The organism is uncultured Lactobacillus sp., assembly GCF_945290125.1.
GTDB lineage: Bacteria > Bacillota > Bacilli > Lactobacillales > Lactobacillaceae > Lactobacillus > Lactobacillus rizhaonensis.
Genome location: NZ_CALYQV010000045.1, coordinates 1 through 15,224, shown reverse-complemented (window position 1 = coordinate 15,224; position 15,224 = coordinate 1). Strand labels below are relative to the sequence as shown.

Below are 15,224 nucleotides of genomic sequence, written 5' to 3'. Positions count from 1 at the left end.
AATTGCGGTCTGGCTGCATTTAACAATAATTAAAAGTGTATCTTTTCCGACTTTGATGATGGGAAAGGGTATATTTTTTAAGTGAAGGATAGCAAGAACGCAACATCTTAAATTTTCAGATTGAGTATAATAAAGATAATTTTGATAAATTATGCTAATTTAGTTAGTGAAAGTAACATGAATACTTGATGCAAGTATAAATCATAGTAACTAAAAATAGTTGATTATGTTGAAGCCCCGACTACTGGCTTCCATATTTTCTTACTTTAAGATACTGGCTTTTGCTTTACTAATTTGATGTCATTAATCACTAAATGCTTTGTTCCATAATTTATTTCATAATACCATTCCAACTTTTGCTTCCTTTCACTGTAGTTAGGTAAAGCAATCAGAAGACCAGCATCCACTTTCTGAAGATCATCGATTTGTTTTAGTTGCCTCAAAGATAGGTAAGGACGGATACTGGTACCCTTAGGAAGACCGTGTAGATTTCTGAACTGTTTAGCACTCATACCAATAACAATACGGTTTATTAAATTGCACTCATTTGAATAGATATATGTTTGGGGATTTTTATAGATTAGCTGCAATTGATGTGTTAACATTAGAAACTCGTTTCGAACTGAATGTAAGATTTTAATCTGTTCTTCCATCTCATCGAAAAGCTTAAGATAAAACTCCTTCAGTTTGTTAGCCTTTGTTCCTTGGTAGGCCATAACTAGCATGATAAAACCATCTCGAGAAATTTGATAGCAGGGCTGACGTTTGCTCCGATCATCTATATAAGAAGTAAGTGCAAAATTGTGCTGGTTAAACGCACTAGAAATACCATTGGATGAATTGACTAAACACTGTATATCTCGCAAAACATCTTGGTGCCGCTTGTCGAAGGATTGAGCGATAAAACGACTATCTACTCGTGCAACTTCCTGATGGTCTGCGAAAACACCAAATGGATTAATTGGAATTGTTTTTTTCATTATTAAAAACCTCCGTTTCAGATCTTCCGAAATAAAGGTGAAGGACAAAAAGAACTACTGATAATGTGTAAAATAGTCCGACACACAATTATTTCGGGACTGCAGATAACCTTCCAGTGGTTGGTCGCAGCTAAATTATTCAATTTACCAAGCATGCTGGAACATCGTTAGCTTAGCGATGCATGCGGAATCAGATATATAATTCATGTTCGCTTATTTAATATTGAGAAATACATATGTAAGCGATATACTTAAATTGTGAATTAAATAGTTAACCTTGATTCTCAATTAAGTTTATTTGAAATAAAAATTTGTCTCCGGGCAGCTTGAGACAAAATATGGTACTTTTTGTCCGAGAGAAGAGTGTGAATAGTATGGAATTTTCTGATTTTTTCAACATCATATGCAGTTATATGGCTAATCCAGAAGACAAAAAAAGTAATAAACAGGGGCGTTCTGAATTCCTAATAAGTCTAATTGATTTAATGATCCGTACTCCTCAAACGGAAGTAGAAGATCAAATGGCAGCAGATGGAGAGTTGAATCCTTTAAGTGATAAGGAGTCTGACACTATTAGCAAATACTGTTCGGGGTCAAGAAAGATTCCTAAAGCTGTCGCAAAAGAAATTTTAAAAAGAATTAGTAGTGGCAAATCTTTTATTGAGAAAATTGATTTTGCTGCTCCTGGGGCAAAGGAAAGCATTAGAGATGAAATTAGAAAACAGGGGTTTGACGTGACTTCTGATTCTTTAGGAAAAATATGTTTTGATTTGATGAAGGCTTTTCTAAAAAAATTTACAGAGGGTAAAAGTTCGGTAACTGCCTCCGATATGGTTGATAATCAAAATGATGTTACTCAGTATAGATTGGCTGAAGATGTTGGCTGGAAATGTCCATTATGTGGTCAAGAATTGTCTAGAGACGGAATCAATAAAGCAGTTGCAGGTTATGATATTGTTCATATTTTTCCTGATAATTTGAAGTTGAAAGATAAATCGAAGTTTTCCACAATAAAAAAAGCACCTGAGAAATCAGATGTTTTAGATAATAGAATTCCATTGTGCCTGAGTTGTGCAAATTTTTATCTCGAAAATCCGACACTGGAAAATTATCAAAGTCTAGTTAATGTCAAAAAGAGTATTAGCAATCAAAGATATTTAGCAAAAGGACTTAATCAGTTGACCTTGGAAAAAGATTTAATCAAGGTAATAAAGGGATTAAAGGTTATCAAGCCTGATATAAATGATATGTTCATCTCTTATGATGCACATAAAGTAGAAGATAAGATCAGCAGTGACTACACACTTCAAGGAACTGTTAAATATTATGTTATGGGGTATTACAACAAAATAAGAGATGAATTTTCAAATATGGCAGGGAACTCATTTTATTTTGATGATCTGGCCGCAACAATGAAATTAGCGTATATCAAGCTTAAACGAGAAAAATTAAGTCAGGGAGAGATTTTTAATCAACTGGCTAACTGGATTCTCAATAAAGAGAATTTGGAAAATGAATATTTAGAAGCGGCACGTATAATAGTTGCTTTCTTTGTTCAAAATTGTGAGGTGTTTGAAGTTGAAAATGCCAAGTAAAGTAACTGATTACAGGGAAAGTACATTAGCAAATCTTCCTAAAATATTAAAAGAACTAAATAAGCGATCAATGAATCCACAGCAACTTTTTAAAGCAACAAGAGGAAATTTTGATGACGTTGGTGAATTCGTTGAATCTTTAGATTGCTTGTTTATTTTGAGTAAGATTCATTTAGATAAAGAGACAGGTGAAATACACAGTGTTAAAGCAAATTAGTTGTGACAAGTTTATGGTTAATGGACATGTTCGTGAGCCTATTAATTTTCATAATGGTTTAAATGTCGTATTGGGTGGCAAAAGTGGAACTAATTCTATAGGTAAATCTACCTTTTTGATGATTTTAGATTTTGTCTTTGGTGGTGAGGATTATATAAAAGAAGATAAAGATGTTCAGAAAAATGTTGGACAGCATACTATAAATTTTGTTTTTGAGTTCAACAAAAAATACTATTACTTCTCTAGATCTACTAAAGATTTTCAAACTGTAAATGTATGCAATGAAAATTTTGAACCGCTGGCAAGTAGAAAAATGACGCTTAAGGAGTATCAAAAATTCCTAGCTGAAAATTATGGTTTAGATTTACCGGGTTTGACTTTTAGAAATGCCGTTAGTCGTTTCATTCGAGTTTACAATCGAAAGACTGTAAATGAAAAAAGACCATTGCAAACATTTGATCAAGAATCGGGAAAACAACAAGTCTATGGTTTGCTGAAATTATTTGATAAGTATTCTCCAATTAAAGAAAGAGAAGAAGCAGCAGACAAGTCTGAAGAAGCTTATACAGTATTTAAAAATGCTGGGGAATATAAATATGTGCCGATAGTGAATACCAAAAAGCAATATAAGGAAAATATTAAAAAGATTGAGGATCTAAAAATACAATTAGCAGATCTAGAATCAAAGAACACCGAAGGCACATTGAATCTTGATGAGATGCAGGCTGAACGACTTAGAAATATTCGGAATAGCTTGTCCCAACTAAGAGATTTTAAAAATATATATACAAGCAGACTGAATGTTGTTAAAGCTAATGAACAAGCCGGACCTAATAAATTTAGAAGTAACTACCGGGAATTGAAGCAATTTTTCCCAGAGGTTAACCTTGAGAAAATTGAAGAAATAGACAAGTTCCATCATCAGGTTACAAAGTTTTTAAAGGAAGAGTTTGAAAAAGAAAAGGATACTCTTGAAAACAATATTTCTGATGTTAATCGGCAAATTAATGAATTAGTTGCTGAAGCAAGAAAGATTAAAAATCAGCAGGCGCCTAATGTTCAAACAGCTATTCTTAATGATTATGCTGATAAAAAGGCTACCCTCAAAAGGTTAGAAGATGAGAATAAAAATTATGAAACAAAAAATGAGCTTAATAAAGCTAAAAAAGATCAGAAAGAAGCATTGCATGCGACTGTAAATTCTCAGGTGGCAGAAGTTCAGCATAAATTGAATGAAAAAATGGCTGAACTTAATGAGAAAATTTGTGGAACAGATGCATTTCAGCCACCGCATATTGAATTGAAAGCTAACAATTATTCCTTTGAAACAATTAATGATCAAGGGACTGGTACATCATTTAAGGGGCTCATTCTTTTTGATCAAGCGTGTTTAGATTTAACGAGATTACCTTTTTTTATTCATGATTCTTTGATGTTTTCAAATATCGAAGTAGATCGAAAAAATAAAATTATTGAAATGTATGGGAAAGAAACGAAACAAGTTTTCATTTCTATTGATACCATCGATCTTCTTTCAGAAGTAGCAAAACAAGTGATTACAGATAATATTGTTTTGAAACTAGAACGTGGTGGCAAAGAATTATTTGGGAGATCATGGAATGAACAACAAAAATCAAACTAAATTAAAAATTGTCTATAAGATGAGCTACAAGAAATTATGGAAAGTACTAATCGATAAAGGGATGCGGAAAAAAGATTTGCAAAGTCAATGTGATATTAGTGCTGCATCAATTGCTAAGCTAGGTAAGGATGCAAATGTTACTACGGACCTTTTGATGAAAATATGCTCAGGGTTAAATTGTAACCTCGACGATATTTGTGAAACGGTACGTATCAATATAGGAGAATAATTAATGCAAACAGATAATGAAAAATATAATGACACTGTTCAGCCAAATACAGCATTCTTAAATGAATTGAAAGCTAAATTACCTGAATTTTTTACGAAAAATGGTTCCTTTGATATAGATAAATTCAAAAATGAGTTGAAAAATAAGAATGTTAATGAACTTAGTGAAGGTTACCAATTGGATTTCATTGGTAAGGATTATGCGCGCCGGCAAGCTGGGGAGATGCCTCACACGGTAATTGTACCTGATGAAAAGCAAAATCAAGGTGAAGGTAAGAACAGTAAAAACTTGTTCTTTACTGGAGATAATTTGGAAGTGCTTCGACATTTGCAAACATCTTATCAAAACAAGATTGATGTAATTTACATTGATCCGCCATATAACACTGGTCAGGACGACTTTGCTTACCCAGATTCTTTTGAATACAATGATGATCAGCTTGAAGATATGTTTGGTTTAGATGATGATCAATTAGCGAGGCTTAAAAGCATCCAAGGTAAATCCAGCCATTCTGCGTGGTTGACTTTCATGTACCCGAGACTGCAATTAGCAAAACATTTATTGAGACGAACCGGAGTCATTTTTATTTCAATTGACGATAATGAAGACAGTAATCTGAAGGAAATCTGTGATGAGATATTTGGAGAAGCAAACTTTCTAGCTCAGGTAGTCTGGGAAAGAGCATACGCTCCAATCAATTTAAAGAAGAATTTTTCGCCTAGCCATGATTACATGCTTGTTTATGGCAGAGATGCTAATGTGATTGAAACAAATGGCATTACTAGAAATAGTGAAACAGATAGTCGATATCAAAACCTTGATAATGATCCACGTGGAGTTTGGAAACCTAGTGATTTGTCTGTTGGGCCAGCCATTCCTGCAAATATTTACCCTGTCACGACTCCCTCTGGGAGAGTGGTCGAGCCTCCAGCGGGAAGAAGCTGGAGTCTCTCGCAAAAAGCTTTTCGCGAGAGACTCGCCGACAACCGTATTTGGTTTGGAAAAAATGGCGATGCCGTACCTAGCATGAAACGATTTAAATCAGAACTTAGAAAAACAGGCGTTACTCCAATGACTGTATGGCATTACAAAGATGTTGGACATAGTCAAGAAGCCACTCAGCAACTACAAGAATTAATGGGTGGCAAGAAATATTTTGCATATCCTAAGCCAGTTAAATTAGTTCAGAGAGCAATTCAACTGTATTCAAATTCTGATTCAATAATTCTAGACTTTTTTGCTGGATCAGCAACCACTGCGGAAGCCGTGATGCAACAAAATATTGAAGATCAGGGACATCGCCGCTTTATTATGGTCCAATTGCCAGAGAATACCTATTATGTTAATAAAACTGGTGAAAAAGTACCAACAAAGGGTGGACGTACTGCCTTTGAAGACGGGTATACATCGGTTGATATGATAGCTCGCGAACGCATTCGCCGCGCGGCTAAAAAGATTCGCGAAGACAATGAATTAACCCTACCTGAAGACTTTGATGATAGTTTTAAGCATTACCGTGTTGTTAAGCCAGTTAAGCAAACACTTGAAGAAATTGATTGCTTTGATCCTAGTAATACTAACCTGTTTACTGATATGGTTGATGGATTCTCCAGTAAAAGCTTAGGCATTGGTGGAGATGCCACTGGTGAACAGACAATCTTAACTACCTGGTTGGCTAAAGATGGATATTCATTTGATGGCAACATTGAAAAAGTTAAGTTTGGTAATTATTCAGCCTATAAAGTGGACAATGATCGCCTTTACTTAATAAATGAAGGTTGGAAATCAGATCAAACTAAAGAGTTGCTGAATCAACTTGGTACTCACCAATTAGAAGTGCAATCTGTTGTCCTGTTTGGTTATTCCTTTAATGTCGCAGAACTGCGCGAGCTGGAAAATGGTCTAAAGCAGTTAGATGGTAAAGTCACTTTAATCAAGAGGTACTAATACTATGAAGATTAAACTTGAAACTTTACAACACCAAATTGATGCTTTAGCTGCTATTGATAAAGCTTTTCCGGGTATTGATACTACAACCAATGATCCGAATTCCAATTACATCTATGCGAATCCTTTGCTTAGATATCGTTATAATGATAAAGCCAACATTGATATTAAGATGGAGACTGGTACTGGGAAGACCTATGTTTATACGCGGATGATGTATGACCTACATAAGAAGTATGGCCTATTTAAATTTGTCATTGCGGTACCAAGCCCTAGTATTAAGGAAGGGACTCGTAGTTTTATCACTAGTGATTATGCTAAGCAGCACTTTAGTGAATTTTATGAAAACACTCGGGTTCAATTAAACGTGATTAATTCTGGTGATTTTAGTGCGCGTTCCGGGCGTCGTAATTTCCCGGCGCAGCTATCAGAATTTGTGGAAGCAACCCGGCAGAATGCTAACCAAATTGAAGTCTTGTTGGTCAATCAGGGTATGCTGCACTCTAAATCAATGCATCGAGATGACTATGATCAAACGCTGTTAGGTGGAGAAACTTCGCCAATTAAAGCGATTGCTGCTACTCGACCAGTGGTGATAATTGATGAACCGCAGCGTTTTCCACGTGGTAAGAAATTTTACGAAGATATTGAGGAAATGAAGCCCCAACTGATAGTGCGATTTGGGGCCACTTTTCCGGAAACGACAAGTGGTCGTGGCAAAAATAAAGTTACTAAGATTGATTATTATCGTGGAGAACCACAGTTTAACCTTGATGCAGTTGACAGTTTTAACCAAGGATTGGTCAAGGGTATAGATATTGATTACCCAGATATCCCAGAAGAAAAGGCAAGTAATTTATATAAGGTTAAAAAGACTAAAGCTAAAGAGTTGACGCTTTCTAAGAACGGTAATGATTGTCCCCCCTTAGGTATTGGCGAAAGCCTGGCAGATATTGATCCGGGCTTTGAAGGTAATATTACCTATGCTGGTGGAACAGATTGTGAATTATCTAATGGACTAGCTCTTTCAAAGGATATGAAGTTAATTCCTGGTACTTTTACCCAAAACTATCAGGACGAAATTATCTCACAAGCATTAGATTGTCATTTTAAAGCCGAAGAGAAAAACTTCTTGCGACCAAATTCAGGAGACAATGCTCCTAAAATTAAAACATTATCTTTATTCTTCATTGATAGTATTTCAAGCTTTCGTGGTGAAAATAATAACAAGGGATGGTTGGCTCAACACTTTGAAACAATTTTAACTAAAAAATTAAATAAGCTGATTGATCAATATGAATTGGCAATTGACGAACGTGAAAAGGAATATCACTCTTTCTTGCAAGCTACTTTAAATAGTCTTCAGTCCAAACATCAAGATGTATATGCTGGATACTTTAGTGAAGATCGTGGTAATTCGGATGCTGACATTCAAGCCGAGGTCAAAGATATTTTGAGTAACAAGGAAAAGTTACTTAGTTTTAAGGATAAAGATGGAAACTGGCTGACTCGTCGTTTCCTGTTTTCCAAATGGACGCTCCGTGAAGGATGGGATAACCCGAATGTTTTTACTATTGCTAAACTAAGGACTTCTGGTTCAGAAATCAGTAAGATTCAAGAAGTTGGCCGTGGACTACGTCTACCAGTTGACGAAACTGGCCACCGATTAAATCAAGATGAATGGCAAAGCCGGCTTTCGTTCATAATTGGTTATGATGAGCGCGATTTCGCTCAGAAATTAGTTGGTGAAATTAACGATGACTCACCGATTAAACTAAACCAAGAGGAACTTACAGATGATATGATTAAGCTGATTGTTCAAGCCAAGCAAAAGATTGATCCTCAATTTAATGAAGATCAGTTACTTGATGATTTAGATGAGCATAACGTAATTACCCGCTCTAATAAATTTAAAGATGACGTTAAACTCAATGGGCAAACTATGTCTGGCTACGATGCTTTGTGTCAACTTTATCCTGAACTTGAACAACAAACCAAAGTTGCTAGGGATAAGGTACGTGATAAGAATTCTAAGGACAATACTGTAGTTAGGCTACGTAAGCAAAATTGGCAGCAATTGAAGAATTTATGGCTGCAGCTAGCTAAGCGGCAGATGATTAAGTTTGACCCATCAGTTAATCAGGATGCCGAAATCGTTGCTCGCAATGTTTTTAATGACAGTGACAATAAGATTTTTGTTTTACAACGCCCACAAATGGTTCATCAGGAAGTTATCACTGATAAAAATGCAGCATTTATAAGAGAAACACAGGCTGATTATAATACAGATTACCTGACCATGAACTACGGTAAGTTTCTCAAAATATTAGCTCAACAAACAGATCTCTCAGTCAATTTGCTAAATAATTTGATGATTAAGGCCATCAAGCGTCTGAGGAACAATACGAATTACATTAATGAAAAGACACTAGAGAATCTAATTCGGACTTTTAATAATCAGTTCAATAAACGTATCAAGACTTCATACAGCTATGAACCATTAAATTTTTCCGCATCAACTTCGATTTACAATGCGAAGGAACAAGAATTTGTAGATTCTGTTCCAGCTAGTGTGCTTGGTGTATATCAGTCAGATTCGACCTCTGATGAAAAATACTTATATGATCGACCACCACTTTACTATGATAGTGCCGATCCAGAATTAAAAATTTTGAAGCGATCATATGGTCCTAGAATTAGTGTTTTTGGCAAGTTACCAAAGAAAGCTATCAAGATTCCACGATTTGATAACGGAACAACTACACCTGACTTTATTTTTAAAATTGAACATGGTAATAAGCCAATTTATTTGGTTATTGAAACCAAAGCTGAAAACATGCGTCTAGGTGATGAAGAAATTCATATTATTCAACAGAAGTATTTTGATCAGTTGAAAGAATCTGGAGTTTATTACCGGATGGCTACTAGTGAACAAGAAGTACACGATTTGATTAATAAATTAGAAAATGGGGAGCTGAGTTAGGATGTTGTCATTAAATGAGTTAGCTAAGGAAGGAAAACTGGAAAAAACGGGTGCCAAGCCTAAGCTGCCAATCAAAGTTGACGGGGTGAGTTCAGAAACTCTCGATGTCTATAAAATTCCCCTAGAGTATCTTTACTACAATGACAAAAATGGGCGAATTGCGACTGGTATTTCCCAATATCAGGATGAATTGCATCCAGCAAATGATCAAGAAAATCCACGATACAACAATTTTGTTGCTAAGTTGATTGAACAAGACAATTCATCGGCACTGAAACGGACAGAAAAATCGATTCAAGAGTCGGGGCAACAAGTATATGGTTATGTTCTTGATGATGGGCGGATTGTTGATGGTAATCGTCGATTTACGGCCCTACGTGATATACATCAATCAACTGGAAGAACAGTATACTTTGAAGCTGTTGTTTTACCGTTTTCATATGATAATACTACTGAACGGGCTAAGATTAAGAAATTAGAATTAGCCATTCAGATGGGAGTCGAAGAACGGCAAAATTATGATCCAGTTGATCTAGCGGTGGACATTTATCAGACTACTAGTGGCAATGATCCAATTATGACTCAGGCAGACTATGCGGTTGATTCTCACATGCGACATACTGAAGTAAAGAAATACTATGATGGGGCAGTATATATGAAGAAATTCCTCGAATTTATTGGCGCTCCAGAGAGTAATTTCAACATTATTAAGGAAAGTAAAGTTTGGTCACTTTTTTATGAAATGGGTAAATCACTTTCTAAAAACTTCGGTAACGATTCAGAATCACAGGTTCGTAAGAATGAAACCATGAATTCATATTTTGGAGTGATTCTTTATCAAATTCATGTTGGAGTTAGTGGTAATACTGCACGTACTCATATTCGTGAATATAGTAAGAATATTGTAAATAGTGGAAATAATGAAGACTTCAATGATGATGTTGCGGATATGGTCGATGATTTATCAGATTCACTTCAAGATGATGAAATTCATGATACTTCAGATTTAATGCAGAGTTTAACGGATGAAAATGAGACAGTTGAAGCTTTAGGTGATACTTTTGACTCTTATATGCGGAATGCTCGTAATAGTGAATCTGTTGATAAGTTTATTCGTAATATTAAGCAAAACGTGAAGTATTATCATGATTTAAATGAAGATGGCGGTCTCATTGGGACTCTTCGTTATAACGAAGTCAGTGAAGATCAGCTAAAAGAGTTACAAAAGTATATGCGTGATTTAAATCAATTAAGTAAGGAGTTGTTTAGCAAGTATGGCGATGAAATCAGATAGTCCAATTATCATCAAGAATGATGAAGGTCTGTTTCAATTAATAGATGATGCTCACCATACCCTAGAAACTAAGACAGCTCAGCGGGGCTTAGCAATTTTTGCACCTTATTTTGACGATCCTCAGCAACAAACCTTCAAAGAAGACCTGACTTACGTTCAACTGCTCGAATTAGTAAAGAAACTTAATCGGCGTCTGCAGCGTAAAGGGTTGCCTGAGGTTCAAACTAGTAATAAGTTTGATCAGTTTATACAACAGCGTCAATACTACATTAAAGAGCAAAGTCAGGCAGGCTTAACTATCAAAGATGGAGATACTCGTTGGCAACAAGAGTTTGATAACTTCAAGAAAGTGGTTAGTAAGGAAATTACACGGTCACTTAAGCCTGAACAAGAAAAGGCTAGCTTCTTTATGACAGTTATGAAGCGAGCCGCTAACTTTTCAGTACCTGGCGCGGGCAAAACCGCAATGATGTATGGTACCTTTGCCTATCTTTCTAGTCCAAGCGTGAATGAAGTTAATAAGCTTTTAGTAGTTTCGCCACTGAATGCTTTTGCTGCTTGGCGAACAGAATTTGAAGCTGTATTTGGCCAGAAGCGACGGCTGCATTATCTAAACTTGCGAGATAAGAAATATAACAATAATGCTGGTGCAGTTAAACATGATTGGGTTCAGGCTGATGTGATTACCATCAATTATGAATCGCTACAAAACAAGTTAAACCTTATTAATGATTTGCTGGATTTTAAAACGATGTTGGTTTTTGATGAGGTTCACCGAGTAAAAGAAGTGGGCGGTCAACGGGCAAAGGCTGCTTTGAGTTTAAGTCAAGCCCCGCACTATCGCTATGTTCTGACGGGGACACCAATTCCGAATGGCTTTAGAGATATCTATAATTTTTTACATCTGATGTACCCCGATGAATATTCATCATTCTTTGCTTGGGATTTAACGACTTTGAACAGTATTGACCCAGAAGATGTGAATAAGAAGTTATCGCCATTTTTCTGGCGAACTAATAAAGAAGACTTAAGGATACCAAAACCAGATCCGGATGTTATTAAAGTAGTGGAACCTTCAAAGAATCAGCAATTGCTATCTCATGCTATTTATGAAACTGAAAATGGTACATTAGCTACTTTCATTAGATTGCTGCAGGCCTCAACTAATCCAGAATTACTGGCAACTAACATTAACTATAAAGAGTTAGGACTTGTAGATGCCGATTCAGGGATCTGGGATAAACAAGCTTCTACTGTTGAAAAAGAAAATGCTAGCAGTGGAGATGCTTATAAGAAATATGACCTGGCGAAAGTCGAATCTCCTAAGTTCGAAATAGGCATTGATTTGATTGATAAGTTAGTTAGTCAAGGCAAAAGAGTGCTTGTTTGGGGAATGTTTGTTGGTACCATGCAAAAGATTACCGATACCCTTAATGGGATGGGGATCAAGACTACTTTAGTTTATGGTGCAACCCCTAAGCAAGACCGCGAAGGGATGATTAATAACTTTCGAACGGGCGATGCACAAGTGCTGGTTTCAAATCCTAATACTTTAGGTGAATCAATCTCGCTTCACCAAACTGTGCATGATGCGGTTTATTTTGAATATAACTTCAATCTCACTTTTATGCTTCAATCGCGTGATCGAATTAATCGTCTGGGGCTTCCAGCTAATCAATATACTCGGTATTATTATTTGATGACCAAGGGCGATGTTGCTCATATGGGATTTATCGATAGTACGGTCTATAAGAAACTGAAAGATAAGGAACAAGTTATGCTCGACGCAATTGATGGGCAATTGCTTGTTCCTGAATATACAGATGACTACCTGCAAGAAGTTAAGGATATAGTGATGGGGAGGTATGAATAAGTAGTGAAGCAATTGATTGTAATAGGAAATGGCTTTGATATTCACTGTGGATTGAAAAGTTCATATTCTGATTTTTTCGTGGATAGATTTGAAACGTTATTTTGTACAGATAAAGAGAATACAAAGCAAATTGAAGAGCTGGAAGATGATTTAGATGGGAGAAGACGTAAAATTTTATCATTTATTTCAAAAATTAGAGGTCAGCTTAATTTTTCTTCAAATGATAATAACGACTGCGACTATTTTAAACGTTACAAAAAGAAATTCTTTTCAGAAAAAAGAGATATTACTAGGTGGGATTTGTTCTTTCTTTTTGCAGATGCCTGTGTAGACAAGAGCGTTAATAATTATGAATGGCAAGATGTTGAGTCTCTTATCTTTGATGTCATTTCTATTGCATTAAATGCAAATGGTGCTTACAAGATGAATTATGCTGAAAATGTTTCAATAGGTCCGCGTGAAGATAAAGGTATTAAGTTATTTTCAAAGTTGGTCTATGATTTATCCTTTACAGGACGAGATACGACTGAAGAAATTACTGCTGAACTTTTAAAGGAATTAAAAAAGTTTGAAAATATCTTTGCTGAATATATTACAAACCAAATCGACTTGAATCAAACTAATAGTGGATACATTGATAATGCGATTATGTTATACAAACATATTTCTAAATATAATCTATCTAATAGTAATTTCAAAAGTGACAAAGTTGATGTCCTGAGTTTTAATTATTCGCTAGATGATCGGTTTAAAGACATTCTGGATAAAGAAACAGATGATAATAGGCTAGAGACATGGTCTAATATTCATGGAATCGCTCATGGTGAGAAAACACCATATTATCCAGCTCCTATTTTTGGTATTGACAGTCACGGTATTATTTCACAAAATGGCAAACTTGATCTTAGAGTTTCATTTACTAAAGCTTACAGAGTTATTGAAAATGAGATAAATGAAATTAGAAGTTCATCAGGATATGCCGGGGAAGACTTGATTACAATTTATGGTCATTCTCTAGGTGTAGCAGATTATTCATACTTTGAAGCCATCTTTGACGAAAATAATCTTTATTACTCCGATTGCAAGATAGAATATTATTATTACCCTGGTAAAAATAACCAGGAAAAGTTGATTAAGCGTCAGGAAGCTATAACTCGTTTATATAACTTACTTACGAATTATGGCAATTCATTGAGTGAAACACATGGTGATAATATTGTAAACAAATTGAATTTAGAAAATCGGCTTAGGGTAATCCCAAGTGAGTAGTTCATTGATTTTACATTTTCCACAAATGCTGTAATTTTATTTTGAAAGTTATGTGTTCCCGTAATAAAGTAACAATGTGGAACTTACATTAATTCTTAAAACAAGGTAATATTAAAATTGTGAAAGCGAATTAACAAATACGATACTTTTGTTTAGCGAAGATAAGTGCCTAGCGTGGGAATTAATCCATAATGTACAATCAATAGAAATAGCTCGTGGCACGTTGAAGCGGTAACGGTGCTGAAACGGACTAAGAAATAGGTGAAAATCTCAGTATTAGAGTGTTAATAAATAATTAAAAGTATATCTTTCCTGATTTTGCTGATAGGAAAGGGTACACTTTTTGTATACAATATAACTAGTAATAAAACGCATTAGTCTAAGAAAAAACAGTGAGCGAAAAAGGCTAACTCCCCATTACTTTAGTAAGGTTTCAGCGATAAGCTCGGCAATTTATAACTTAAATAAAAAGTAAGACGTACAACTTAAAGCAGTAAAGAGAAGATGTCATGTACAATACTTTAACTATTAAAGTATTACAAAAGGCCAGATTGTTATTCCAGCTGCTATTCGTAAGTTAGTGGGTTTAGAGAAAGGTACGAAAGCATCATTTGAGGTAAAAGATAACGAAACTCGGATTAAAAATTACCTGATTTTTATGATTGGATGGTTAATGGATAATGAAAGCGCTAGACATTTATATTGTTAACGTTCTTTTCGCTGAAGAACAAGTAGCAAAGTTTGTTTAGCACTAGTAATTGAAATTGAGCGTGAAAAGGTTAAGGCTTTGAAAGTAACGAGTCAGTATGAGAATAAATTCGCGTGAATACAGTGACTAAATTATTCAATTAAAAAATGGAAAGGGAAAAAGCAGTCTTATGTTGATACGTATAAGATATATCGTTTAATCAAAAAGTGTGTTTTTAGTCATCAACCGATTAGTAAATTAAAAGATACCAACTGGTTAGGCCTACTTGAATTTATCGATCAATTAGGGTTTAGGCAGTGAATAATAATACGAACCCAAGAATTGTGATAGTTTTCTAACTCTAAATTTAGACCTATTTACGTTTTTTTAGCGGGACTAGGAATTTTTGGGGGTATTTATACTTCTCGTAAAAGTCAAGTGCAAAATAAAAGCACCAAATTTATAAAATGTGGTGCTAATTATTAGTTTTAGTACTGTGCAATTTAA

At 35.1% G+C, this 15,224-nt stretch carries 11 protein-coding genes; 10 read left to right on the top strand and 1 reads right to left on the bottom strand.

The annotated features are described in order from the left end of the window. Positions 1-266: 266 nt before the first annotated feature. A complete protein-coding gene (locus Q0K80_RS07805) occupies positions 267-1,028 on the bottom strand; it encodes a Rha family transcriptional regulator (RefSeq protein WP_294605119.1) in 762 nt (253 codons plus the stop codon). Positions 1,029-1,354: 326 nt separating this feature from the next. Between Q0K80_RS07805 and Q0K80_RS07800 the strand changes: the two genes are divergently transcribed. The 10 genes from Q0K80_RS07800 to Q0K80_RS07755 all read left to right on the top strand — a co-directional run bounded on the left by Q0K80_RS07800 (position 1,355) and on the right by Q0K80_RS07755 (position 14,738). Then, positions 1,355-2,575 carry an ABC-three component system protein gene (locus Q0K80_RS07800; RefSeq protein ID WP_294605117.1) on the top strand — a complete coding sequence of 407 codons (1,221 nt, stop codon included), beginning with the start codon at positions 1,355-1,357 and terminating at the stop codon, positions 2,573-2,575. Further along, positions 2,565-2,792: an ABC-three component system middle component 7 gene (locus tag Q0K80_RS07795; protein ID WP_294605114.1), complete on the top strand. Its 228-nt coding sequence runs from the start codon at positions 2,565-2,567 to the stop codon at positions 2,790-2,792. Before Q0K80_RS07800 ends, Q0K80_RS07795 begins: the two co-directional genes overlap by 11 nt. Then, complete coding sequence (locus Q0K80_RS07790) at positions 2,776-4,434, top strand: DUF2326 domain-containing protein (protein ID WP_294605111.1); 1,659 nt, start codon at positions 2,776-2,778, stop codon at positions 4,432-4,434. Before Q0K80_RS07795 ends, Q0K80_RS07790 begins: the two co-directional genes overlap by 17 nt. Next, positions 4,412-4,663 carry a helix-turn-helix transcriptional regulator gene (locus Q0K80_RS07785; protein ID WP_294605109.1) on the top strand — a complete coding sequence of 84 codons (252 nt, stop codon included), beginning with the start codon at positions 4,412-4,414 and terminating at the stop codon, positions 4,661-4,663. Before Q0K80_RS07790 ends, Q0K80_RS07785 begins: the two co-directional genes overlap by 23 nt. A gap of 3 nt (positions 4,664-4,666) precedes the next feature. After that, positions 4,667-6,610, top strand: coding sequence for a site-specific DNA-methyltransferase (locus tag Q0K80_RS07780; RefSeq protein WP_294605107.1), 1,944 nt, complete (start codon positions 4,667-4,669; stop codon positions 6,608-6,610). Between the two features lie 4 nt (positions 6,611-6,614). Beyond that, the gene (locus tag Q0K80_RS07775) at positions 6,615-9,593 is read left to right on the top strand and encodes a type III restriction-modification system endonuclease (RefSeq protein WP_294605105.1); all 2,979 of its coding nucleotides are present in this window, start codon (positions 6,615-6,617) and stop codon (positions 9,591-9,593) included. A gap of 1 nt (position 9,594) precedes the next feature. After that, a complete protein-coding gene (locus Q0K80_RS07770; RefSeq protein WP_294605102.1) occupies positions 9,595-10,887 on the top strand; it encodes a hypothetical protein in 1,293 nt (430 codons plus the stop codon). Continuing rightward, positions 10,868-12,760 carry a DEAD/DEAH box helicase gene (locus Q0K80_RS07765; RefSeq protein ID WP_294605099.1) on the top strand — a complete coding sequence of 631 codons (1,893 nt, stop codon included), beginning with the start codon at positions 10,868-10,870 and terminating at the stop codon, positions 12,758-12,760. Before Q0K80_RS07770 ends, Q0K80_RS07765 begins: the two co-directional genes overlap by 20 nt. 3 nt (positions 12,761-12,763) lie before the next feature. Further along, the gene (locus tag Q0K80_RS07760; RefSeq protein WP_294605096.1) at positions 12,764-14,029 is read left to right on the top strand and encodes an AbiH family protein; all 1,266 of its coding nucleotides are present in this window, start codon (positions 12,764-12,766) and stop codon (positions 14,027-14,029) included. Between the two features lie 535 nt (positions 14,030-14,564). Next, entirely contained in the window at positions 14,565-14,738 is a 174-nt protein-coding gene (locus tag Q0K80_RS07755; protein ID WP_365935456.1) for an AbrB/MazE/SpoVT family DNA-binding domain-containing protein, read from the top strand. Positions 14,739-15,224: the final 486 nt, after the last annotated feature.